This window comes from Novosphingobium sp. ZN18A2 (genome assembly GCF_036784765.1).
Lineage (GTDB): Bacteria > Pseudomonadota > Alphaproteobacteria > Sphingomonadales > Sphingomonadaceae > Novosphingobium.
In genome coordinates, this window is the sequence record NZ_CP136651.1 from 1,427,792 (window position 1) to 1,450,836 (window position 23,045).

The window sequence follows — 23,045 nt, forward strand, 5'->3', positions numbered from 1 at the left end:
GCCCGGGCAAAACGGGCGGCGCGGGGAGAATGAATGGCGACGACGGCACCTGCCGCGCCCGGCGAAAGGCATCTCGGCCTTGGCACGAAGCTGGCCTATGGGGTCGGCTCGGTCGCCTATGGGATCAAGGACAATGGCTTTTCCACGCTGTTGCTGTTGTTCTACAATCAGGTCGTGGGCCTGCCCGCCGACCAGGTGGGGCTGGCGATCATGGCCGCGCTGGTTTTCGACGCCTTCGTCGACCCTGTTATCGGCCACTTTTCCGACCATCTGAATTCGCGCTGGGGTCGGCGGCATCCGTTCATGTATGCGTCCGCGCTGCCGATCGGCGTGCTCTATTTGCTGTTGTGGAACCCGCCGCGCGGCGGTTCTACGGCGGAAACGCTGGGGTGGCTGTTTGCGGTTGCCGTGCTCGTGCGCACCGCCATCAGTTGTTATGAAGTGCCGTCGAGCGCACTCGCGCCGGAACTGACCGCCGATTATCATGAGCGCACGTCCGTGCTGGGCTTTCGCTACCTTTTCGGCTGGCTGGGCGGCATGGGGATGCTGCTGCTGACTTTCGCGGTTTTCCTGGCAAACACGCCCGAATATCCGCAGGGCCAGCTAAACCCCCACGGCTATGTGCGATACAGCTATGTCGCCGCGGCGCTGATGACGACCGCGATCCTGATGTCCGCGCTGGGCACCCACCGCCAGATCAGGCACTTGCCCCGCGCCGCGCCGGTGCGCCCGCCGTTAAAGCGAACATTCCACGAAATCCTTGGCACGCTTTCCAACAAGGCGTTCCTGATCCTGTTCCTGACCGGCATCTGCACCTATACCAACCAGGGGCTTACGTTCGCGCTGGCGACCTATTTCAACACCTATCTGTGGGAATTCGGATCGCACGTGCTGGTGATCTATACGGTCGCGGTGCTGGTGGGCGTGGCGCTGGCTTTCGGTTTCGTGCGCATCCTGTCGCGGCGAATGGGCAAGAAACGCGCGGCGCTGTGGTGCGTGGCGATTTATCCGGTCATCGCGTCCGCGCCGTTGCTGGGCAGGGTGGCAAACGTGATGCCCGCCAACGGCACGCTGATCCTGCTGCCCCTGCTGATGGGGCTGACGGCGCTTGCCATCGTTTTCGGCGTGGGCGTTGCGATCATGCTGGCATCCATGATGGCCGATGTGGTGGAAGACGCACAGGCCCGCACGGGGGAGCGGCGAGAGGGTATCTTCTTCGCCGGGTCGTTTTTCATGCAGAAATGTGTTTCGGGCTTCGGCCTGTTCCTTTCGGGCGCAATCCTAACGGCGGTTGCCTTCCCGGTGGGGGCGGTGCCCGGCAAGGTGGACAAGGCCGTGCTGGACCAGTTGATAATCGTCTACTGCGGGCTGATGGCCGTCTTCTCGGTGATCGCCCTGTTTGTCCTGTCGCGTTTCCCGCTGGGCGGCGAGGCAGAACATCGCCAACGGCTCGAACGGCTGGCGGAAACCGCTTCGCACAGTTCCCCGCTGCCCGGCAGCGAACCTGAAATACCGGTGATCGAATGACCCACGATGCTACCTATCCGGCAAAAGCCGGGCAGATCCCTACGTTCATGCAGGCGCTGGAAGTGCAGGGCCTGTCAGACGATTGTTCCCGCTGCCATATTGTAGAGATGCGCGTGCCGCGCCCCGGCCCCGGCGAAGTGCTTGTGCGGATCGAGGCGGCGGGCATCGGCTTTCCCGACCTGCTGATGACACGCGGGGAATACCAGTTGAAGCCGCCGCTGCCGTTCGTGCCCGGCATGGAAGCCGCGGGCACCGTCGCCTTGGTGGGTGAGGGTGTGCAGGGGCTTGCGACTGGACAACGGGTGATGGCCGGGGGAAAGACCGGCGGGCTGGCGGGCTATGGCGTCTATCGCGCCGATGCGCTGGTGCCGATCCCCGACACGCTGGATTTCGCACATGCCGCCGCGTTGCGGGCCGCCTATCTTACCGCGTGGGTCGCGCTGGTCCGGCGCGGTATGGCGGTGCGCGGGGAATGGCTGTTGGTTCACGGTGCGTCGGGCGGGGTAGGGCTCGCCGCTGTTGACCTGGGGCGGCACCTGGGGCTGAAAGTGATTGCCGCGATATCGGATGCCGGGAAACGTGCACGCGTGCGCGATCTTTACGCGCCCGAACACGTAATCGATCCGGCAGACGGGATTCGCGAACAGGTTCTGGAAATCACCGGCGGGCGCGGTGCGGACATCGTTTACGATCCGGTGGGCGGCGACGTCTTCGACCAGTCGCTGCGCTGCATCGCCTTCAACGGACGGCTGCTGGTGATCGGCTTTGCCGGAGGGCGCATCCCCACGGTTCGCGCCAATATCCCGCTGATCAAGGGCTTTTCGGTGGTGGGCGTCCGCGCGGGTGAATATTCGCGCCGCATCCCCGAACACGGGGCCGAGGATACGGCAACGATCGTTCGCCTTGCGGGCGAGGGCGCGATTCGTCCCTTTGTCGACCGGATGCTGCCGCTGCAAGAATGGCGCACTGCATTCGGCGCGATGCACGATCGAACGGTGATCGGGCGCACGGTTCTTCTGCCGCACGCGTGACGGCGGAGCGAGCCGTCCGAATCGGCGCCAGATCGGCAAGCCATCGGATTCGCGCAAAAAAATGGGCCGCCCGAGGGCGGCCCTTGAAAAGTTTGGGAGAGGATGCCTGAAAGGCAGTGTCTGTTTGGCGCAATCGTAACCATTGTGCAAGTGCGAAAACAACAATGTAAATTGCTAAAATTGCAATCGTTATTACCTAAAATAATGCATACGAATGCGCAAGTGCATTGCAAAAACGACGTTTTTGTGCGTATTCAGTGCATATTAGGTACTGCGCAAATGCGCGGCTTGCATTGCTAGCCACGCTTATCTTGCTGCCAGAGCGCGTTGAGTGCGGGCAGCAGGTGAGCACGGTGTTCGGCGGGAACACGCGCCAGCAACTCGCCTTCGAACTGTTCGATAATGGCTTTTGCTTCGGATAGGCGCCTGTGCCCCTTGTCCGTCAATTCAAGCGAGTGCGATTTCCCGTCCAGCGGCTTGCGCTCTATCAGGCCCGCCGCTTCAAGCCGCCCGACCAATGGCACCATGTTGGCGCGCTGGATATCGAGCAGGCGACCCAGTGCGCTGGCCGTCACGTCCGAATTGGCATCGATCAGGATCAGGGCCGATGCATCGGTGTGGCGAAGCCCGATTTCCGAAAGCCGGCTGGCCAGCTCTGCGATCATCGCATTGGCGGCGCGGCGCAAGGCATATCCGGGCAGGCGGGTGAGCGGGTCCTTCATTGAACGCAGCGTAGCTATTGTTCTTGCCCATAGCAAACCGTATTGCTATGAGTCATAACAAATAAGGGAGAGTCGATTGCGGCGCCGGCAATGGCCGGGGCACGGCTCCCGCAGCATGGAAGGAGCACCATCATGGCCGACAAGCCCGTTACCGATCGCGCCGAAGAGGATACCGTAGCCTACGAGGTGGCTGACGGTATCGCATGGGTGAAGTTCAATCGCCCCGAAAAGCGCAATTGTATGAGCCCCAAGCTCAATCGTCAGATGAAGAAAGTTCTGGAAGAGCTGGAATTTCGCGAAGAGGTGAAGGTTCTGGTGCTCACCGGCGAAGGTGACGCATGGACGGCCGGCATGGACCTCAAGGAATACTTCCGCGAAACGGAAGCGCAGGGGCTATGGGCCATCCGCAAGTCGCAGCGTGAATCCTATGGCTGGTTCGAACGCCTGCGCTGGTACGAAAAGCCCACCGTGGCGATGATCAACGGCTGGTGCTTCGGCGGCGGCTATGGTCCGCTGTTCGGTTGCGACATCGCGGTTGCCGCGGACGATGCGCAGTTCGGCCTTTCCGAAATCAACTGGGGCATCCTGCCCGGCGGCGGTGCTTCGAAGGTGGTTCAGGAACTGATGCCCTTCCGCAAGGCGATGTACCACGCGATGATGGGTGAGAACCTCTCGGGCAAGGAAGCCGAAGCGCAGGGCCTCATCACCGAAGCGGTTCCGGCGGACAAACTTAAGGCCCGCGTGCTGGAAATCTGTGAAGCGTTGAAGAAGAAGGACGGCCACGCCCTTCGCGCCACGAAGTGGGCGGTGCGCCGCATGGTCGACATGACGTATGACAACGCGCTCGATTACCAGATCCGCTCGCAGGAAGCGCTGCACAGCTTCGGCGGCGCGGCAGCACGTCAGGAAGCGACGCGCCAGTTCCTTGACGAAAAGAGCTTCAAGCCGGGGCTGGGCACCTTCGATACCAGCAAGGTCAAGCGCTGACGCCGGTCAGGCCAAACGCAATTCACCCTGGACGGGCCGCGCCGGAGTTAATCCGGCGCGGCCTTTTTTTTCGATCCTGCACTTTCGTTACAAAAGCGACTTCCCTCTGCGCGCCGCGCCGCTAGCTTGCGCGCGACGATATATCACAAATGAACACCGGGGATTCGCACACCATGACCTTCCGTCTTTCCGCCCTTTGCCTTTCCGTGGCCGCCGCAGCGATTTCCATGCCGGCCGCAGCGAAAACGCCCTGGCCCGCAGCGGCGGCGCAGACGCTGGACCTGGCCAGGAAGGCCATCGCGCTGCGGTCTGTGGAAGGAGAGGGAAACAAGACGCCCGAAGTGGACGACCTGTTTCGTAACGCGCTTGTGGCCGGGGGCTGGGACCCGGCGGATATCCGCATCGTTCCGCTTGGCGATACCGCCTATATGATCGCCACGTGGCCGGGCAGCGATCCGTCGCTGTCCCCGCTGGTCATTTCGGGCCACCTCGATGTGGTGGAGGCCGACCCCGCCGACTGGGAACGCGATCCCTTTACGCCGGTCGTGGAGAACGGGTTTTTGTTTGGTCGCGGCTCAAGCGACATGAAATTCAGCGCCGCGCTTGCCGTCAGCGCGCTGATCCAGATGCGCAAGGACGGCTGGAAGCCGCGCCGCACCATCGTCGTCGCGTTTTCGGGGGACGAGGAAACCTCTATGAAGACCAGCGCGATTATCGCGAAGGAATTGAAGGGGGCGGACCTTGTCATCAACATCGACGGCGGCGGGGGCACATTCGACGAGACAACTGGCAAGCCGCTGTTCTGGAACTTCGACGGCGCGGAAAAGACCTATAACGACTACACGCTGGCAGTGACCAATCCGGGCGGGCACAGTTCCATGCCGCGTCCGGATAATGCCATCGTCCAGATGGCGACGGCGCTCGATCGTATCGGCGCATACCGCTTCCCCACAGAGCTTAACGCCGTGACGAAAACCTATTTCGAGAACGCGGCAAAGTTCGAACCCGATGCGAAGATCGCCGGTGCGATGCGCGCCTTCGCCGCGAACCCGCACGACGAGCAGGCAATCGCGACGCTGAGCGTGGAGCCGGGGATTGTCGGCAAGCTGGGAACGACCTGCGTGCCGACGATGGTATCGGGCGGCCATGCGCTGAACGCCCTGCCGCAAAGCGTGACCGCCAATATCAATTGTCGCATCTTCCCCGGCCATACGCGTGAGGAAATCCGCAAGGATCTGGAACGCGTGGTGGACATGCCTGTGGTCACGGTCACCGATGCGACCGGCGATGCCTCCATCGCGTCTCCCGCATCGCCGATGCGGCCCGATTTCCTGGCGGCGGCGAAGAAGGCCATGGGCAAGGCTTGGCCCGGCGTGCCCGTGTTTCCGGTTCAGGCCTCGGGCGCGTCGGACAATATGTGGTTCCGTGCGCAGGGGATCGATTCCTATGGCGCGAGCCCGATCTTCATCAAGGATTCGGACGATTTCGCACATGGCCTGAACGAACGCGTCCCGTTGTCCAATATCGAACCGGGGCTAACATATTACATGACGTTGATCCCCGAACTGGCGAAATAGCGGTTGGGCACGGTCAAGGCGGAGACGGCTTGTGACGGGACGCTATGATGCCGTTATCATAGGCGGCGGGCACAACGGGCTTGTCTGCGCCTTCTATCTTGCGCGCGCGGGAATGCGCGTGCGCGTGCTTGAACGGCGCCACGTGGTGGGCGGCGCGGCTGTGACCGAAGAATTCGCGCCGGGATTCCGCAATTCCACCGCCAGCTATACTGTCAGCCTGCTGCGCCCGCAGGTGATCGCGGACATGAAATTGCATGAACGCGGTTTTCGCGTGATCGAACGGCAGATCAGCAACTTCTTTCCGTTCGAGGACACGTACCTGAAACTGGGCGGGGGCACGGAGCGCACGAAGGCAGAGTTTGCCCGCTTTTCCGCGAAGGACGCGGCAGCCTATCCGCGATACGACGAGGCGCTGGACCGTGTGGCGCAAGTCCTGCGCGATATCGCCCTGAAGCAGCCACCCAATCCGGCGGGCGGGTTGAAAGCGCTCTTTTCGGCGGCGCGGCAGGGCTGGCCGCTGGCAAAACTGGACATCGCCGTTCAGCGCGACCTGCTCGACCTGTTCACGAAGTCAGCGCGCGAATTCCTTGACGGATGGTTCGAGGACGATCGCGTGAAGTCCGCCTTCGCGTTCGATGCGGTGGTGGGCAACTATGCCGGCGTTTCCACCCCCGGCTCCGCCTATGTCCTGCTGCATCACGTGTTTGGTGAGGTGAACGGCAAGCCGGGGGCGTGGGGCCATGCGGTTGGCGGAATGGGCGCGATCACGCAGGCGATGGCGCGGGCGTGCGAGGATCAGGGCGTGGAGATCAGCGTGGACGCGCCGGTCGAGCGCGTCTTGCTCGATCGGGGCAGGGCGGCGGGCGTAAGGCTCGAAAGCGGGGAAGAGATCGCCGCGCGCATCGTTGCCGCCAATGTCGGGCCGGCGCTGCTGTTCCGCCGGATGGTCGATTCCAGCGACCTGGAACCCGATTTCCGCAAGCGCATCGCCGGCTACAAGACCGGATCGGGCACCTTCCGCATGAACGTGGCGCTTTCCGAACTGCCGGACTTTACCGTGCTGCCGGGAAAGGCGCAGGCAGAGCATCACACGGCGGGCATCGTCATCGCGCCGGGCATGGATTACATGGACCGGGCCTTCACCGATGCGAAGGCGCACGGCTGGTCGAGCCAGCCGATCGTGGAGATGATGATCCCCTCGACCGTGGATGACAGTCTTGCGCCCGAAGGTGCGCACGTCGCCAGCCTGTTCTGCCAGCAGTTCGCGCCCGAACTGCCCGATGGGAAATCGTGGGACGATTGCCGTGAACAGGTGGCGGACCTGATCGTGGACACGGTCGACGCGCACGCACCCAACTTCAGGAAAGCAATCGTCGCGCGGCAGATCCATTCGCCGCTGGACCTTGAACGCAAGTTTGGCCTTGTCGGCGGAGACATCTTCCACGGGCATATGAGCCTTGACCAGATCTGGGCCGCGCGGCCCGTGCTGGGGCATGGCGATTACCGCTCGCCAATCGCCGGCCTTTATATGTGCGGATCGGGCACACATCCCGGCGGCGGGGTGACGGGCGCGCCGGGGCACAATGCGGCGGCGGCCATCCTTGCGGACAGGCCGCTGGTCAGGAAATTGCTGCGATCCTGAGCGGTATTCCAACCCGTGCCGACGGACCAATACGGCTTTGCGCGTCGCAGGAAGGCCGAAAAGTCGTGCCGAAAGCAACGGAGCGCGAACCTCGGCGGGATGCGCGCTCCATCGTCAGATCGAAATGCCCGCTTGCCCGGCTATCAGCGAAGCGCGAGATATTCGCCTTTCTCAAGCGATTTTTCGGCCAGGATCGCCGCATCGCGCGAATCGATCCAGTCTCCGTTCGCCAGTTCAAGGTCATAGCGGTTCGAACTGAACTTGGCCTTCTGGTATGCATCCTTTGCCTCGGCCTTGTGGCCCAGCATTGCATAGGCCGTTCCCAGGTTGATCAAGGCAGCAGGATCGCGCTGTTCCAGCGCGCCGGTCGCGCGGATGTGGTCGATCGCCTTGCCCGGCTGGCCGGCGACAAGCTGCACATACCCTACGTCAACCTTTTCGGGCGGCGGTGCGGGAACGGTGAAACCCGCGGTGGACTGCGCGAAAAGCACGCTGGCCAAAAGCATTGATACGGACATCGGCATTCCCCTTCGCATTCGCTTTATCTTGTGAACACAATCCTATGCGCGGCGGGATAATCCCGCAATCAAACTGTCATGTTGTCACAAAAACGACACATAAGGCGGCCCGGCATAGGAAAATGGCGGACGATCACAGGGCGGGAGTCTCCAATACGTCACTTTGACTTAAACACGTAACATCATGAATAAATGGCAATTTCGCCGAAATATTGACAAGAAACTGTCACGCTTCCCGCCTAGGCGCCGGACTTGCGGCGCGGGACTCGCCCCGTCGCGAAGACTGCATGGGGGAATCCACAGTGAAGACTATTCATGGCCTGCTCCTCGTCGGCTGCAGCGCCCTTGCGCTCGCCGGTTGTGGCGCCAACGACATCGCATCGCCCGGTGCTGGCAGCATCACGATCAACAACCCGGCGCCCACGCCGACTCCGACACCCACGCCGACCCCGACGTCGAGCGGTGTGACCGCGGCAGCCAGCTGCCCGAGCACGGGCGGCGTTACGCTGACCAACGACGGCGTGATCACCAGCCCCGAAGGCACGTGGCGCGTCTGCACGCTGCCCAAGCTGGTCGACAAGAGCTCTGCCCTGCCGAAGGTCGCGGGCGTGCTTTATCGCATTCACGGCCGTACCGACGTGGGTTGCGACGGCGGCTTCAGCGCGCCGAGCGCCGCCGCGCCGGAAACCGTCACGACCGTGAACTGCATCAACGCGGGCATCACCTCGCTGACGTCCGATACCAATGTCACGCTGACAATCGATCCGGGCGTGATCCTTTACGGCGAATCCGATGCGCAGCCGGCCTGGCTTGCGGTCAACCGCGGCAACAAGATCTCGGCCACGGGCACGGCCAGCCAGCCGATCATCTTCACCTCGGTTGAAAACGTGGTCGACGGCACGCAGCACGTGACCGACGCTTCGCAGGGCCTGTGGGGCGGCGTCGTCCTGCTCGGCCGCGGCATGGTTACGGATTGCACCGTTGCCGGCACCGTCGCGACCGGAGATCCGGCAACCCACACCTGCGAGCGCGACACCGAAGGGTCCGTCGATCCGGCGGTGTTCGGCGGCAACAACCAGAACGACAGTTCCGGTGTGATGAAGTATTTCCAGATCCGGTATTCGGGCTTCGCGCTCTCGCCGGGCAAGGAACTGCAGTCGCTGACCGGCGGTGGTGTCGGCTCGGGCACGCAGCTTGAATACTTCCAGTCGGTCAACAGCTCCGACGACGGTTCGGAATGGTTCGGCGGCACGGTCAACTTCAAGCACTACATCGCGGTTGGCGCCGACGATGACAGCCTCGATACCGATACCGGCCTGCAGGGTTCGTTCCAGTACATCCTGAACATCCAGCGTCCGGATGCCGGCGACGCCCTGTTCGAGCTCGACTCGAACGGTGCCGAAGCCGACAAGCCGCGCCAGAACCTGAAGCTGGTGAACTTCACCGCGATCCAGCCGGGCGACAACAGCGGCAACTCCGATCAGGCGGGCATCATGGTTCGCGGCAACAACGACGTCCATTTCGTGAACGGCGTCGAAGTGACCAAGAACAACGTCTGCCTCAACCTGTCGAACAACGCTGCGAACCCGGCCGACGGTCCGACCATCGCGGCGGATTCGTTCCTGATGACCTGCGGCGGAAGCGGTCCGTTCATCGGCACCGGTTCGGCGACCGTTGCGGACGTGCAGGCGTTCTTCAACGCCGGCACCAACAACGACACCGCCTATGCCGGAGCGGTGACGAACTTCGCCATCGACCAGACGACGGCCACGCCGTTCGACGCCACCGCGCTTTCGTCGTTCTTCGACGGGCCGGGCTATGTCGGCGCGGTCAAGGACGCATCGGACACCTGGTACCGGGGTTGGACCTGCGACAGCTCGATTGCGGACTTCGGCTCTGGCCAGGCCTGCACGGCGCTTCCGACCACCTGATCGGACCGCCCGTAACAAATGAGGGGGCGGTCCGTTCCGGCCGCCCCCTTCTTTGCATGATTGCACAGATATTCGTTCCAGGGGGACATGAAATGACCAAGCCGCGGCTTGCATCGCTGCTGCTGCTTTCCACTGCGATCGCCACGCCGTCGATTGCGTGGGCGCAGGATAGCTCCACACCCGCCGATCCGGCGACCGCCCCGGAAAGCGGCCGGACCGCCGACGATCAGGCGCAGGCTCCCGAAGTTTCGGTTCCCGGCGGTGCGATCATCGTTACCGGTCGCCGCCAGCGGAACCTGCAGCGTTCCGCGGCCGAAGTCGTCTCCGTGTTGTCCACCGAAGACATCGCACGGACCGGCGAGGGCGACATCGCAGGCTCTCTCTCCCACGTGACGGGGCTTTCCGTCGTGGGCAGCGGCTATGTCTATGTTCGCGGCCTGGGTGATCGCTATTCGCTGGCGCTGCTCAACGGCTCTCCGCTTCCCAGCCCCGAACCGCTGAAGCGCGTCGTCCCGCTCGATCTGTTCCCGACAGACATCATCGCATCGTCGCTTGTGCAGAAAAGCTATTCGGTAAACTTCCCGGGCGAGTTCGGCGGCGGCGTGATCAACCTCACGACGCAGGCGATCCCCGAGGAAAGCTTCCTGAAGATCGGCGGCGGGATCGGCTGGGATACGGAAACGACCAACAAGCTCAGCTATACCTATTTCGGTTCGAAGTCGGACTGGACCGGCTATGACTATGGCAACCGCAGCTATCCGGCCGATCTGAAGGCGCTGTTCGACAGCGGCCAGGTGCTTGTCCCCGCCAGCGATCAGGCGCGCGCCATCGGCAGCGTCCTGTTCACCGCGCGCAATTCGGTCGTCCAGAAGGACGATCACACCCAGCCGAACTTCTCGGCGGACATCACCGGCGGCACCTCGTTCGATCTGGGCGGGGCCACGCTCGGCCTTATCGCGACGGGCGGATATTCGAACAAGACGCAGACGCGTTCGATCCGCCAGCAGACGTCGAAGAACACCAGCGCCGATCCGGGCGCGCTCTACAAGGACTTCAACACCGTCCAGACGGACAACCGGGTTGTGGTGAACGGACTGCTCGGTCTGGGCCTCGAGTGGAACCGGAACAAGATTCGCTGGACCAACGTCTATATCCACGACACCGACAAGAACGCCTCGCTCAGCCTCGGTCACCGCAACGGCGTGACCACGAACGACATCCTTGGCCAGCGCACCGCGTGGTACGAACGCCAGCTGATCAGTTCGCAGGTGGTGGGCGAGTTCAAGCCCGAACCCGACACCAAGATCGATGTGCGCGCGGGCTATGCGAATTCGAAGCGCCTCGCGCCGTTCGAAATCAACGCCGAATACGAACGCACCAACGCGAACAACGATTATGGCAGCCAGTTCATCAACTACCTTGGCACCAGCCAGCTCAGCGATCCCACAACGATCCAGTTCGCGCGACTGAACGAGAACCTGTGGTCGGCGGGCTTCGACGTGACGCACCAGTTCGTGCCGGGGTGGAGCGGGACGGTCGGCTATGCGTTCCAGGATACGCGCCGCACCAACTTCTCGCGCCAGTTCGGTGTCTATGTGAACGGCGATCCCAAGGATATCAGGGCGCTGGGCCTGCTGCGGCTCGACGTGCTGTTGCAGCCCGGCACCTGGTATCTGCCGACGATTGCGGACCCCGGCGTGAACTATACGCTGCGGCTACAGGATTCGACGGCGAGTACCGGCTTTTTCAAGTCCAGCCTGCTGAACCACGCCTATTACGGCAAGATTGACGGCCAGGTTACGGATTCGCTGTCTATCGACGCCGGTTTGCGCTGGGAGTGGTCGCGTGAAACGACCACGCTCATGCCCGTGGGGTCCGCGTTCAATCAGACCAATTCGCTGAAAAACCAGTACTTCCTGCCCGCCGGCACGCTGACATATGAAATCCGCCCCGGTATGCAGTTCCGCATCAGCGGGTCGAAGACTATCGCGCGTCCGCAGTTCCGCGAATTGCTGACCCAGCTGTTCTACGACCCGGAAAGCAGCCGCACCTATCAGGGTAACCCGAAGCTGAAGGATACCCAGATCTACAACGCCGAAGCGCGTTTCGAATGGTACTTCCGCGGCAGCCAGCACATTTCGCTGGGCGCGTTCTACAAGCATTTGAACCACCCGATCGAATCGATCCTCTACGGTTCGGAACTGTTCATCACCACATATGCCAATGCGCCGGCCGCCGACCTGTACGGTGCCGAGCTGGAGGTCCAGAAGGACATCGACCTTTCGTCGATGGGCGGCGCCTTCACGTCGCGCAAGCTGGTGGTGACCGGCAACTACACCTACACCAATTCCAAGTTGAAGGTGGGGCCGGGCGACACGATCGAGATTGGCAATACGTCGGCTCTGCTTCCCGCAAGCAACGCCTTCGTGGATGGCGCGCCGCTTACCGGCCAGTCGGACCACATCGCCAACCTCCAGTTCAGCCTGGAGGATTCGGACAGCCTGTCGCAGCAGACCATCCTGCTGAACTATGCCAGCAAGCGCGCGGTAAGCCGCGGCCTGTTCAATTCGGGCCAGCCGGACGTGATCGAAAATCCGGGCTTCACCATCGACGTGGTCGTGCGCCAGGGTTTCACCATCGCGGGCAAGCAACTGGAAGTGAAGCTGGAAGGCCGCAACCTGACCGGTCGCCGCCACGAGGAGTACCAGCAGCTCAGCAACGGCCGGATCGAATTCAACACCTATGACCTTGGCCGGGTGTTCAAGGCGTCCGCATCGATCAGGTTCTGACCGACCAAACAGGACAACCCTGGAAAGGGAGGCGGCTTCCCTCAAGCCGTCTCCCTTTTTTCATGGCCTTGTTATTGCGCGGTACCGGCCGCCGCCACGGCGGCATCCAGCCTGTCGGCATAGGCGTTGAGCACGGCAGCTGTCTTCTTCACGTATTCGCGGGCATCGTCCCAGCGACGCTGCTCTATCGCTTCGCGCACGCCGGGCAGCGTCTTTGCGCCATATCCGGTCAGCGTTCCGGGGGCATAGACCAGGTTCTTGAACCACGGGCGGCCGGGCAGACCGTCTGGATCAATCAGCGACTGGTCTATGGTCCGCAATTGCGCGTCCACCTTTGCGCGCGTTGCCGGGGGAAGGCTATCCAGCTGGCCCACCACGGCATCGGCGGCGTGGGCGGACCGTTCCAGCCGGTCCGCCGCGTCCTGCAGGGCGAGCATGTCAATCAGCGGCGTAATGCCCTTGTCTTCGGGAGCAACGGTGGGATCGTCTGGTCGCGAGGTGAGCTTGAACGTGCCCTGATCGGTGAGTTCCTTCAGTTCACGGTCCTTCGCCCGCTGCTTCGTCGCCAGCTTGCCGAGTTCCCCGACGTAGCGTTCCACCGTGGAAGCGAAGTCCGAATAGTGCGCGGGCACCCGCTCCGCATCGGCGGCGCGCATGACCATGCGGCCCACGACTTTCGATACGGCTGCGCCGTATTTCATGCCAGGATCGTCAAACTTCATCACGTGGTCGAAGCTGTCGTAAACCGAGTGATACGATCCGCCTTCATAGTCTTCACCGCCAAATCCGGTGTCGATCGTGGCGATGCCAAGATGCTGGAAAAACGCGGAATAATCCGATCCTGACCCCAGCGCGGAAATCGGCAGGTCGCCGCCCGCCTTCGCCGCCTTGTAAAGCCAGGGCTTCACGCTGGCGGGATCTTCGTAATGATCGGCAAGGATTTTCGCGCGGGCGCGTTCGACCACCGATACGCCGGTCTGCGGGTCCATCACCGGGCGCGCGGCCTGGTTGGCGAAATGCTGCAGGTCATGGCTTCCGCCTGCGCCCCAATAGCCGCGGCCGGGGTTGTCAGTATTGATGTAGAGTACCGCCTTCTGCTTCAGTTCGGCGGCGTGCTGCTCCACCCATTCGGTTGAGCCGATCAGGCCCGGTTCCTCCGCATCCCAGCTGGCATAGACGATCGTACGCTTCGGCCGCCAGCCTCCCCTGTAGAGTGCGCCCAGCGCTTTCGCCTCGCTCATCAGCGCGACTTGCCCGGCCAGCGGATCGGCGGCGCCGAACACCCAGCCATCGTGGTGGTTGCCGCGGATTACCCACTGGTCCGGATAGGTCGATCCCTTGAGCATGGCGATCACGTCATAGACAGGCTTCAGCGACCAGTCCGACTTGACCGCGAGATGCACCTTGACCGCATCCTTGCCGCCCCAGTGATAGGTCATGCCCAGACCGCCGCGTTCCTTGCCGGTCACCACCGGCCCCTGCAGCGCCGCGATGATCTTCGACGCATCGGCATAGGAGATGGGAAGGGCGGGGATATTGAGGATAACCTTAGACGTTTCGCGCGTAAGGCGCTTGGCTTTTGCCGTCGCCCCCACGCCCGGCGTCAACGGGTCTCCGGGATAGGTCGTCATGTCCTCGACAGAGCCGCGCTGGATGCCCTGCGCGGGCCGGGCGCCACCTTTGGGATAGCTGTCCGCATGCGCATAGCCGTCGTTCGCCGGGTCGGAATAGATCAGGCACCCCGCCGCGCCGTGTTCCTGCGCCAGCTTGGGTTTCAGGCCGCGCCACCCGCCGCCATAGCGGGCCAGCACGATCTTGCCCTTCACGCTGATCCCGCGCCGGGCAAGCGCGTCATAGTCGTCGGGCATGCCGTAGTTCACGTAAACGACGCCGGCGGTAACGTCGCCGTCGCCCTGGTATTCCAGATAGGGCGGCATCGCGCCCGCCGTGTTGCCCGATGTTGCATCGCCCGGCACGGCGGGTTCCTGGCCGCCGAGCGCGACGCGCGTCGGCGCGATCATTTCCACCGTGGTGGATATCGGCGTGGGATACAGCGCCTGGAACGTTTCGATATGCGCGTCCCACCCCCACTTGCGGAACATCGCCAGCTGCATTTCGGCGTTGGCCTTGTCATGCGGGCTTCCCACCTGGTTTGGCGCAGAGGACATTTCCTTCAGCCATGCAACCTGGTCGGCAGGATCGATCATGGAATCGAAACGCGCCTCCAGCGCTTCGCCCGCGCTATCGTTCGGCGCGGCGGCAGCAGGAATGATGGCGCCCGCGGCCAGCGCGATGGCGGCCGCCGACGTAAGCAGCGTCCTTGAGATCATATGCGAGATCATTTGCGATTGCCCCACTTCTGAACATGGCCTTCCGGCATTCCCCGCCGCGCATAGTGTGCGCGGCGCGATGCCGAGTCAAAGCCGGGGACAGGCGCGGGGTGAAATTGTCGCGCGGGTTGGTATCAGGGCCGGTCTAGCACGTATCCCAATGATCGCACGGTGCGCAGCGGATACCCCGCGCCCGCTTCGCGCAGGGCACGGCGAAGGCGGCTGACCCAGGCATCGACCGTGCGTTCGTCGATGGGTTGCGCCTGCTTTCCCAGCGCGGCGATCAGCTGCGTGCGGCTGAACACCTGGCCCGGCTTTTCCATGAAAAAGCGCAGCAGCCGGAACTCGTTGGGCATCAGCGTCAGCGGCTTGCCCTTCCAGCGCGCCTGAAGCGCGGCAAGATCCATCGTCAGGTCGCCCAGTTCGAGCGAGCGCAAGGCCGGATCGTTTTCGATATGCTGGGCCGCAAGCACCCTGTCGAGCACGGTCTGCCGGTCGATCGGGCCAAGGATATAATCGTCCGCGCCGGCACGAAGGGCGCGGCGGCGGTCTTCCAGGTCGTCTTCCTCAAGTATCATCGTCACGTGCGCGTGTTCGGTCTGCGCGTCGCAGCGAAGGCGACGGCACAGCTCCAGACCGGAAAGATCCGGCAGCAGCCAGTCGACGAATGCCCATGCCTGCCCGTCGAGCAGGGGCAGCGGCCCCGCGCCTTCCCAGACGTGGAATGCAACGCGCAGATCGTCATGCACGAAGGGGTCCAGCCCTCCTTCGATCCGGCTTGTCAGTATAATGTCGATCCGCCCCATTCCCGGCCCCGTCCATCCGAACGGAACTGCTCATGATGCGGTCATGTGACGCGCCTGTGACGATGTTACGACTGTTGAACGGTCAGACCGGCAAGCCAACGTAATTTTCGGCAATCGCGGTGCGTGCGGCCGTGCTGGAAGCGATGTAATCCAGCTCCGCCAGCTGCATCCGGCGTTCGAACGGGCCGTCTTCGGGAAAGCGGTGCATCAGCTTGGTAAGCGACCAGCTGAAGCGTTCGGATTTCCACACGCGGGCCAATGCCTTGTCGGAGTAGGCGGCAATCGCGTCGGCATCGTTGGCCTTGAAGAAGGCGACCAGCGCTTCGCTGGCATAATGAACGTCGGACGCGGCAAGGTTCAGGCCCTTCGCTCCGGTTGGCGGCACGATATGCGCGCTGTCGCCGCACAGCAGCAGGTTGCCGTGGCGCATCGGTTCGAACACGAAAGACCGCAGCGGCGCGATCGATTTCTCGATTGACGGTCCGCGCGTGATGTTTGCCGCCGCATCGGGGCCAAGGCGGATCGCCAGCTCGTCCCAGATACGATCGTCGGACCAGTCCTCGATTTTCTCGGTCAGCGGCACGTCGATGTAATAGCGGCTGCGGGTCTTGCTGCGCATGGACGCGAGCGCGAAGCCGCGTTCGTGGTTGGCATAGATCAGTTCGTGGTTGCATGGCGGAACCTCGGCCAGGATGCCCAACCAGCCAAACGGATATACCCGCTCGAACTCGCGTCCCACGCTTGCCGGGATGGCCTTGCGCGAAGGGCCGTGGAAACCGTCGCACCCGGCGATGAAACGCGCATCGATGCGGTGGTCCGCGCCATCCTTGCTGTAGGTGACATACGGCGCGTCGCTCTCAACGTCGTGCAACGCGACATCCGCCGCTTCATAGATCACTTCAAGGCCGCGTTCGGGGGCGGCATCCATCAGGTCCTGCGTGATTTCGGTCTGGCCATAGACCATGACCTGCTGGCCGGTCAGCGCGGCGATGTCGACGCGGATCAGCCGCTCTCCATCGGCAAGGTTGAAGCCGTCGTGCGGCAGCCCCTCGGCCTTCATGCGCGCGTCGAGCCCAAGGCGCTCCATCAGGCCGACGGTAACCTGTTCCAGAACCCCGGCGCGGATGCGCGAGAGGACATAATCGGGTGTCTGGCGTTCGAGCACGACGCACTCGATGCCCTCGGAGCGAAGAAGGTGTCCGAGCAGAAGGCCGGCAGGACCGGCGCCGACGATGGCGACCTGGGTGCGCATTGGTATCTCTCCCATTCCCCCTGGGTGGGGCGTTCAATGCTGCGCAAGTTGACAAGGTGCGCGCGTCGGGGGAAGGGACGAGGGTGACGTTAAATGGTATTTATGGGACATAATGCTCCGACCATCGATCCCTTCCTACGCGCTGTACGGCGAAGCTGATCGCGATCAGCCTACGGGTTTCGCGCATATCGAGACAATCGCCGCGCGCAGTTCGTTGCACGATTGGGAAATCGGAACGCACCGCCATGCGGGCTTCGTGCAGATCCTGTTGGTGAGCGAGGGTACGGTCCGCGCGATGGTGGATGAAGAGGAGCGTACGCTTTGCGCGCCCTGCCGCGTCATCGTGCCGCCAGGCGCCGTTCATGGCTTTCGCTTCGAACCGGATACGCGCGGGCACGTGCTGACGCTGGGCGCCGATTTTGCCGTTGCCAATGCCCGGCATGATAGCGACCCCGTGCCGCGAGCGCTCGCAGAGGGACGTATGGGGGCGATCGGGTCCGAAGATGCCGTGCGCGTCGAATGGCTGGCGGCGCAGATGCTCGATCTTCGGCCGGGCTGGAGCCAGGCGGAGACGGCCTTGTTCCATTCGCTTGCCGAAGCGATGGTGCGTTTTCTGTTGCGCGGCGAAACTGCGGAGGAAGCTCCCGGAGATCCGCGCATCGCGCGGCTGCGCGCACTGGTAGAACGGCACTTTCGCGAGCAGCGTCCGATTGCGTTCTATGCCGGCGAACTGGGCATGACGCGCCGCACCCTCTCTCGCCTGACGGCTGCGCACCTTGGCTGCACCCCAACCGAGTTCCTCCATCGCCGGCTTGCGATGGAAGCGCGCCGCCTGCTGCATTACACCAACGCCAGCGCCGCACAGGTGGCGGCCGAACTCGGATTCGACGATCCTTCGTATTTTTCGCGCTTCCACCTGCGCGTGACCGGACGACGCCCGCGCGACGAACGCATGACTTTCGCGCCGTAAATCATGGCGGGAAACCGGGCCTCGGAATGTCGCTTTTGAAATCCCGGCGGAAAGCGGGGCGCAGACGGTTGCCAGCCGCTGCGCCAGCGCTATGAAGTTTTCACAAACGTGAACACAAGCAGCTGAGGATTTTTCCATGCCCCGCATCAAGACCACTCACGTCGGCAGCCTGCCGCGCGGCGAGGAACTGACTCCGCTGCTGCTGGCGCGCGACGCGGGCAAACCCTATGATGCGGCGGAGTTCGACCGCGTGGTGCAAGCCGCGGTGAACGAAGGCGTGAAGAACCAGGTCGCGGCCGGCGTCAGCGTCGTTTCAGACGGCGAACTGGGTAAGGTGGGCTATTCGACTTACATGATAGAGCGGCTTTCGGGCTTTGGCGGCCATACCGATCGCAAGCCCGCCGCCGATCTTGCCGAAGTGCCCGATCTCGCCAAGAAGCTCTCGGCCATCATGGGCAGCCAGGAATTCGTGCGTGCTTCGTGCATCGGCCCGGTCAAGCTGGTGACGCTGGAGCCGCTGCACGACGACATCCGCCGCTTCAAGGCCGCGCTGGCCGAACACGGCGGGGAAGGCACGCAAGCCTTCATGAACTCGGCATCCCCCGGCCTGATCACGGCGTTCCAGGTCAACCGCCACTATCCCAGCCACGAAGCCTATCTGGCCGATCTCGTCGATGCGATGCGCGAGGAGTACGAGACGATCGTTAACGCGGGTTTCCTGCTGCAACTCGATTGCCCTGACCTCGCGATGAGCCGGCATACCGGATACCAGGACATGAGCGAGGACGAATTCCTGAAAGTGGCGGATGCCAACGTCGAGGCGCTGAATGCCGCGACGGCGAACATCCCGCCCGAAAAGATGCGCATGCACGTGTGCTGGGGCAATTACGAAGGCCCGCACGATCACGACATCCCGTTCGAACGCGTGGCCGATATCGTTATCAAGGCGCGCCCCGGCACGGTTCTTTTCGAAGCGGCCAACCCCCGGCACGAGCATGAATGGAAGGTGTGGAAGGAAAAGCAGATTCCCGATCACAAGGTGCTTGCGCCGGGCTTGATAGACACCTGTTCGAACTATGTTGAACATCCTGAACTGGTCGCCCAGCGGATCGAACGGTTCGCCGATATCGTCGGCGCGGATCGCGTTGTCGCCAGCACCGATTGCGGCTTCGGCACGTTTGCGGGCTATGGCAAGATAGACCCCAAGGTGACGTGGAAGAAGCTGAGGAACCTGCGCGAAGGCGCCGATATCGCGGGGGCGCGGCTGTGAACGCGGATGATCGCATGAGAGTGGAATGGCAATGCGCACGGCTGGTTGCGCACTATGCCAACCTCAACGACGAAGCGCGCTGGGACGAAGTGGCCGATCTCTACGCCGATGACGGTGTGATGTACCGGCCGACCGACCCCGATGTGGCGATTACCGGGCGCGAGGCCATTCGCGAAGCGTTCAAGGGCCGTCCGCCGCGCAAAACGCGACATGTCTGTTCCAACGTGGTGATCGATGTGGAAGGCCCGGCCACCGCGCGCGGGACCAGCGCGATGGTGCTGTTCACCGGCGACGGCGAGCCGAAGGTCGGATCGTTTCACGATCGTTTCTGCCTTACCGAAGATGGCTGGCGCTTTGCCGAGCGGCGCGGCAGCCTGACGTTCAGGGACTGACGCGCGATGCCCGCCGTTGGTGCCGCGCAGGCCCCGGTCAAGTCGGCGATGCGCACGCTGGACGTGATCGAGTTCGTTGTCGCGCATCCCAAAGGCGTGATCGCGCAGGAAATCGCCGGCGCGCTGTCGATCCCGGTATCCAGCCTTTCCTATCTGCTCGCCACACTGGCGGAACGCGGATATCTGCTGCGGGAAGGGCGGCGTTACCTTGCTGGGCCGGGGCTTGAAAGGCTGCGCGCGCCGCAGGGCGAGCTTCCCCTGGCGGACCGCGTAGCGCCTCTGGTGCGCGGCTTGCGCGGGGAACTGAACGAAACGGCTTCGTTCTTCGTGCGCATCGATGATGACGCGGAAGCCTTGCTGACCGAAGCGAGCGCGCAGACGCTGCGTTACGCAATCGATCCCGGCGCGCGCCGTCCGCTGCACACGCTCGCGGCGGGAAAGGCGATTCTGGCGATGCTGGGCGCAAGCGACCTTGCAGAATACTTCACGCATGGCCCGCGCGCCCGCATGACCGATCGCACGCGCACGTCCGAGAAGGACTTGCGCGCGGATATCGAAACGATCCGCGCGCAGGGTTTCGCTGTCGCCTGCGAGGAAGCGACGCCCGGGATCTGCGGTGTCGCGGTTCCCGCGTTTGCGCAAGGCGAACTGGTCGGCGCGTTCAGCGTGGCCGTGCCCGCCGTGCGCTTCAATGACGATCTGCAGGCCCGTATCCGCGCGCTTCTGGCCCGCACCGCCGCGGCACTGGGGGAGCCATAGGTACGGACGGTTAGCCGCCCGGTTTGCAGGACTTGCCCTGGTATTCGAAGCCGTGGCGGGAATAGGCGTGGCCGTTCCAGTGCATCACCGGGAAGCAGAAGCCGGGGCCACCCAGAACGAAGTCGGGATAGCCGTCCGCCCCGGTCGAATGTTTCCAGGCGGGATAGCCGGTCATCGTGCCGCCGGTCATCGATCGCCACGTGCCGTGATCCTGCCGCAGGACCTGGAAGCCCGCGCCTGTGTTGCCGAAGCAGGCGGTGCCTTCTTCGTTCACGATCGCTTCGGGTGTCCCGTCACCGTTGAGATCCGACAGTTCCACGTCCTTGCGCTCGATCGTGGTCGAACCGCCGCAACCCTGCCACACGGTGCCGGTGCGTGTATAACCGCCGGCCTGCATGATCGCGGCGAACTGCGCCGGGCTCAAGACCGCGGCATTGACGCCGCTTGGCAGCTTGCCGTTGATGACGGGCGAGGGATTTGCCTCCGGCGTTTCGGACCTTGCCGCGGGAACGAACGCTGGCGTCGCGACGGGCGCGGCGCCGCTTTCATCGACATAGCGCGCACCGTCGAAGTGCAGGCGGTGCTGCGTGTTGTCGCTCGTCCACAGGATGTCCTGCCAGCCGTTGGTGCTCGATTGCAGGCCCTTGGCGGTGCCGGTCACACCCAGCAATGGTTCCCACGTGCCGTTCACCCTGGAAGCGATCGCCAGCCATTGCCGGTCCGCGCCATAGCAGGCGCCGGTATCGTTGAAGAGCGCCTCTGCCTGCTTGTCGCCGTTGAGATCGACGAAGCGCACACGCGGGCGGGCCTTGTCTCCGCAGCGGTCCAGCACGCCGGCATAGCCCTGCGCCGGGGCGAAGCCGCCCGCGCGGAACAGCTCCATCACTTCGGCGCGGGTCATCTTCGGCGCCTGCGATTTCCCTGCGCCCGGCGATTGATCCGCGCCTTGAGACTGGCCGGCGGCAGGCGCGGACAGGATCGTTGTTGCGGCAAGTGCTGCGGCGAGCGCCAGTTGGCGGGGCACGGCTTTTCTCCCTCGGATCAGGCGGGAGAGTCTAAGGAAACAACCCGGCCCGTCCAGCCCGCGGGGCCGGACGTGACCGGGTTGTAATGTCGGTTCCTGAAATCAGGCTGGCTGCTTGGTGCGCCAGCTTTCGGCATAGCTGTCGCGCGCGACTTCCGAATAGGGCACGGGGGCGACCACGGCCTTGATCTCGGTCTGCACGTGCGGTTCCACCGTCGGCTTCGAGGTGCCGCCGTTCGGTTCGCCCCACAGCAGCGAGACTTCGGTGCCCGGCGCGGTGAAGCCTTCGTCCATCATTGCCAGCGTCAGGAACTTGCCCTCGTTCGCGGTATAGCCGATCCAGGTGGACAGGCCGACCATCTTGCCGCCCGAGAGAACCTGGTCGAACGGGTGCATCGAATAGACCGAGCTGGGATATTCCATGAACTTCGCACGGTCGCCCTTCGACAGCGCGGATGACTGCACGCGCATCACGTCTTCGTTGTCGAGCGCGAGCGTCACCTTGGTGCGGTGCGGGCCGTCGGCCATCTTTTCCAGCGCGGCGCGTCCGATGAAGTCATGATCGAACTTCACGAAGGGGCCGTAACCCAGATCCCACGGCGTGGTGTAATAGCCTTCGACGCTGTCGGGCACCCAGCTTCCGCCGATGGAGCACTTGCCTTCATACGAATTGGCGGAAAGCCATTCGCGATAGGGGGCCAGTTCCTCACCGGTGTAGATCGCGGGGAAGGGGGAGGGGATCCAGCCCGATTCGAGCGTGTTGGACGAATAGGCGCGGCCGCCGACCAGCGCCATGCCGAATTCCTTGCCCGCTTCGACCAGCGCGGAATGGACCGCGCCGTAATCTTCCCACGGACCGAACAGTTCGAAGCCCGGCTGGCCGGCCATGCCGTGACGCAGCGCGCGCACTTCCTTGCCGCCGATGGTCATGCGGGTCATGTGGAAGAACTTGAGGTCGGGCGGGGTCGTGCCGATGGCCTTTTCGATGACCTTCATCGCGTTCGGCCCCTGGATCTGGAAGCGATAGGAATTGCGCTTTCCATCGGTGCGCATCGCCCAGCGTTCGTCACGCTCTACCGTCACGTTCCAGTTGCCCGTCGCGGCATGGTATTCCACCCATTCGATCGCGGGGGCGCGGCCGACCAGGTTGAACTCGTTCTCGTCAAGGTAGAACAGGATCACGTCGCCGATGACATAGCCATAGGGCGTGACCGGCACGAACTGCTTGGCGCGGTCCGGCCTGAAGTTCTTGAAGCTGTTGACGCCCAGGTATTCGAGCATCTTGAAAGCGTCCGGCCCGCGCACGGCCAGATCGACCATGTGATAGCTCTGGTTGAACAGGATCGCGCTGTGCGCCCAGGCCCACTGTTCTGCACGCCAGTTCGAATATTCGGCCGGCACGCCCGGATAGACGTTGGGACCAAGCTGCTGGTTGCGCAGGAAGTGGACGAGATCGCCCTGCGAGGCGATGAGTTGTTCAAGGTTGGCGTCGGCCATCGGATTCTCTCCCGGAAGATT

General features: G+C 63.4%; 18 protein-coding genes. 11 read left to right on the forward strand and 7 right to left on the reverse strand.

Annotated features, from left to right (window positions below):
- Positions 1-33: 33 nt before the first annotated feature.
- Together RXV95_RS07120 and RXV95_RS07125 are read left to right on the forward strand one after the other, a co-directional pair.
- Entirely contained in the window at positions 34-1,527 is a 1,494-nt protein-coding gene (locus tag RXV95_RS07120; RefSeq protein WP_338468309.1) for an MFS transporter, read from the forward strand.
- The gene (locus RXV95_RS07125) at positions 1,524-2,558 is read left to right on the forward strand and encodes an NADPH:quinone oxidoreductase family protein (protein ID WP_338468310.1); all 1,035 of its coding nucleotides are present in this window, start codon (positions 1,524-1,526) and stop codon (positions 2,556-2,558) included. Before RXV95_RS07120 ends, RXV95_RS07125 begins: the two co-directional genes overlap by 4 nt.
- A gap of 296 nt (positions 2,559-2,854) precedes the next feature.
- On the opposite strand, the gene RXV95_RS07130 is transcribed toward RXV95_RS07125, so the two are convergent.
- Positions 2,855-3,280 (reverse strand): MarR family transcriptional regulator, encoded by a 426-nt coding sequence (locus RXV95_RS07130; RefSeq protein ID WP_338468311.1) that lies wholly within the window; start codon positions 3,278-3,280, stop codon positions 2,855-2,857.
- A 132-nt stretch (positions 3,281-3,412) separates the two neighbouring features.
- On the opposite strand from RXV95_RS07130, the gene RXV95_RS07135 reads away from it, so the two are divergent.
- The 3 genes from RXV95_RS07135 to RXV95_RS07145 all read left to right on the forward strand — a co-directional run bounded on the left by RXV95_RS07135 (position 3,413) and on the right by RXV95_RS07145 (position 7,486).
- Complete coding sequence (locus tag RXV95_RS07135; protein ID WP_338468312.1) at positions 3,413-4,267, forward strand: p-hydroxycinnamoyl CoA hydratase/lyase; 855 nt, start codon at positions 3,413-3,415, stop codon at positions 4,265-4,267.
- A gap of 149 nt (positions 4,268-4,416) precedes the next feature.
- The gene (locus tag RXV95_RS07140; protein ID WP_338468313.1) at positions 4,417-5,844 is read left to right on the forward strand and encodes a M20/M25/M40 family metallo-hydrolase; all 1,428 of its coding nucleotides are present in this window, start codon (positions 4,417-4,419) and stop codon (positions 5,842-5,844) included.
- Between the two features lie 31 nt (positions 5,845-5,875).
- A complete protein-coding gene (locus tag RXV95_RS07145) occupies positions 5,876-7,486 on the forward strand; it encodes an NAD(P)/FAD-dependent oxidoreductase (RefSeq protein ID WP_338468314.1) in 1,611 nt (536 codons plus the stop codon).
- Between the two features lie 143 nt (positions 7,487-7,629).
- On the opposite strand, the gene RXV95_RS07150 is transcribed toward RXV95_RS07145, so the two are convergent.
- Positions 7,630-8,004, reverse strand: coding sequence for a tetratricopeptide repeat protein (locus tag RXV95_RS07150; protein ID WP_338468315.1), 375 nt, complete (start codon positions 8,002-8,004; stop codon positions 7,630-7,632).
- A 302-nt stretch (positions 8,005-8,306) separates the two neighbouring features.
- Between RXV95_RS07150 and RXV95_RS07155 the strand changes: the two genes are divergently transcribed.
- Both RXV95_RS07155 and RXV95_RS07160 read left to right on the forward strand, forming a co-directional pair.
- On the forward strand, positions 8,307-9,935 hold the full coding sequence (locus RXV95_RS07155; RefSeq protein WP_338468316.1) for a hypothetical protein: 1,629 nt from the start codon (positions 8,307-8,309) through the stop codon (positions 9,933-9,935).
- Between the two features lie 92 nt (positions 9,936-10,027).
- Entirely contained in the window at positions 10,028-12,724 is a 2,697-nt protein-coding gene (locus tag RXV95_RS07160; RefSeq protein ID WP_338468317.1) for a TonB-dependent receptor, read from the forward strand.
- Positions 12,725-12,795: 71 nt separating this feature from the next.
- Here the strand turns inward: RXV95_RS07160 and RXV95_RS07165 are convergent, their stop codons facing one another.
- The 3 genes from RXV95_RS07165 to pobA form a co-directional block, all read right to left on the reverse strand.
- Positions 12,796-15,054 carry a transferrin receptor-like dimerization domain-containing protein gene (locus tag RXV95_RS07165; protein WP_338468318.1) on the reverse strand — a complete coding sequence of 753 codons (2,259 nt, stop codon included), beginning with the start codon at positions 15,052-15,054 and terminating at the stop codon, positions 12,796-12,798.
- Between the two features lie 134 nt (positions 15,055-15,188).
- The gene (locus tag RXV95_RS07170; RefSeq protein ID WP_338468319.1) at positions 15,189-15,860 is read right to left on the reverse strand and encodes a response regulator transcription factor; all 672 of its coding nucleotides are present in this window, start codon (positions 15,858-15,860) and stop codon (positions 15,189-15,191) included.
- 82 nt (positions 15,861-15,942) lie between these two features.
- Positions 15,943-17,112, reverse strand: a complete 1,170-nt coding sequence (pobA, locus tag RXV95_RS07175; protein ID WP_338468320.1) for a 4-hydroxybenzoate 3-monooxygenase — start codon at positions 17,110-17,112, stop codon at positions 15,943-15,945.
- Between the two features lie 112 nt (positions 17,113-17,224).
- On the opposite strand from pobA, the gene RXV95_RS07180 reads away from it, so the two are divergent.
- The 4 genes from RXV95_RS07180 to RXV95_RS07195 all read left to right on the forward strand — a co-directional run bounded on the left by RXV95_RS07180 (position 17,225) and on the right by RXV95_RS07195 (position 20,503).
- Positions 17,225-18,082 carry a helix-turn-helix domain-containing protein gene (locus RXV95_RS07180; protein WP_338468321.1) on the forward strand — a complete coding sequence of 286 codons (858 nt, stop codon included), beginning with the start codon at positions 17,225-17,227 and terminating at the stop codon, positions 18,080-18,082.
- Positions 18,083-18,218: 136 nt separating this feature from the next.
- Complete coding sequence (locus RXV95_RS07185; RefSeq protein ID WP_338468322.1) at positions 18,219-19,352, forward strand: cobalamin-independent methionine synthase II family protein; 1,134 nt, start codon at positions 18,219-18,221, stop codon at positions 19,350-19,352.
- A complete protein-coding gene (locus tag RXV95_RS07190) occupies positions 19,349-19,744 on the forward strand; it encodes a nuclear transport factor 2 family protein (protein WP_338468324.1) in 396 nt (131 codons plus the stop codon). The genes RXV95_RS07185 and RXV95_RS07190 overlap by 4 nt, the downstream gene beginning before the upstream one ends.
- 6 nt (positions 19,745-19,750) lie before the next feature.
- The gene (locus RXV95_RS07195) at positions 19,751-20,503 is read left to right on the forward strand and encodes an IclR family transcriptional regulator (RefSeq protein ID WP_338468325.1); all 753 of its coding nucleotides are present in this window, start codon (positions 19,751-19,753) and stop codon (positions 20,501-20,503) included.
- A gap of 10 nt (positions 20,504-20,513) precedes the next feature.
- Here the strand turns inward: RXV95_RS07195 and RXV95_RS07200 are convergent, their stop codons facing one another.
- Both RXV95_RS07200 and RXV95_RS07205 read right to left on the reverse strand, forming a co-directional pair.
- The gene (locus tag RXV95_RS07200) at positions 20,514-21,527 is read right to left on the reverse strand and encodes a hypothetical protein (RefSeq protein ID WP_338468326.1); all 1,014 of its coding nucleotides are present in this window, start codon (positions 21,525-21,527) and stop codon (positions 20,514-20,516) included.
- Positions 21,528-21,629: 102 nt separating this feature from the next.
- On the reverse strand, positions 21,630-23,024 hold the full coding sequence (locus tag RXV95_RS07205; protein WP_338468327.1) for an aminomethyl transferase family protein: 1,395 nt from the start codon (positions 23,022-23,024) through the stop codon (positions 21,630-21,632).
- Positions 23,025-23,045 lie beyond the last annotated feature (21 nt).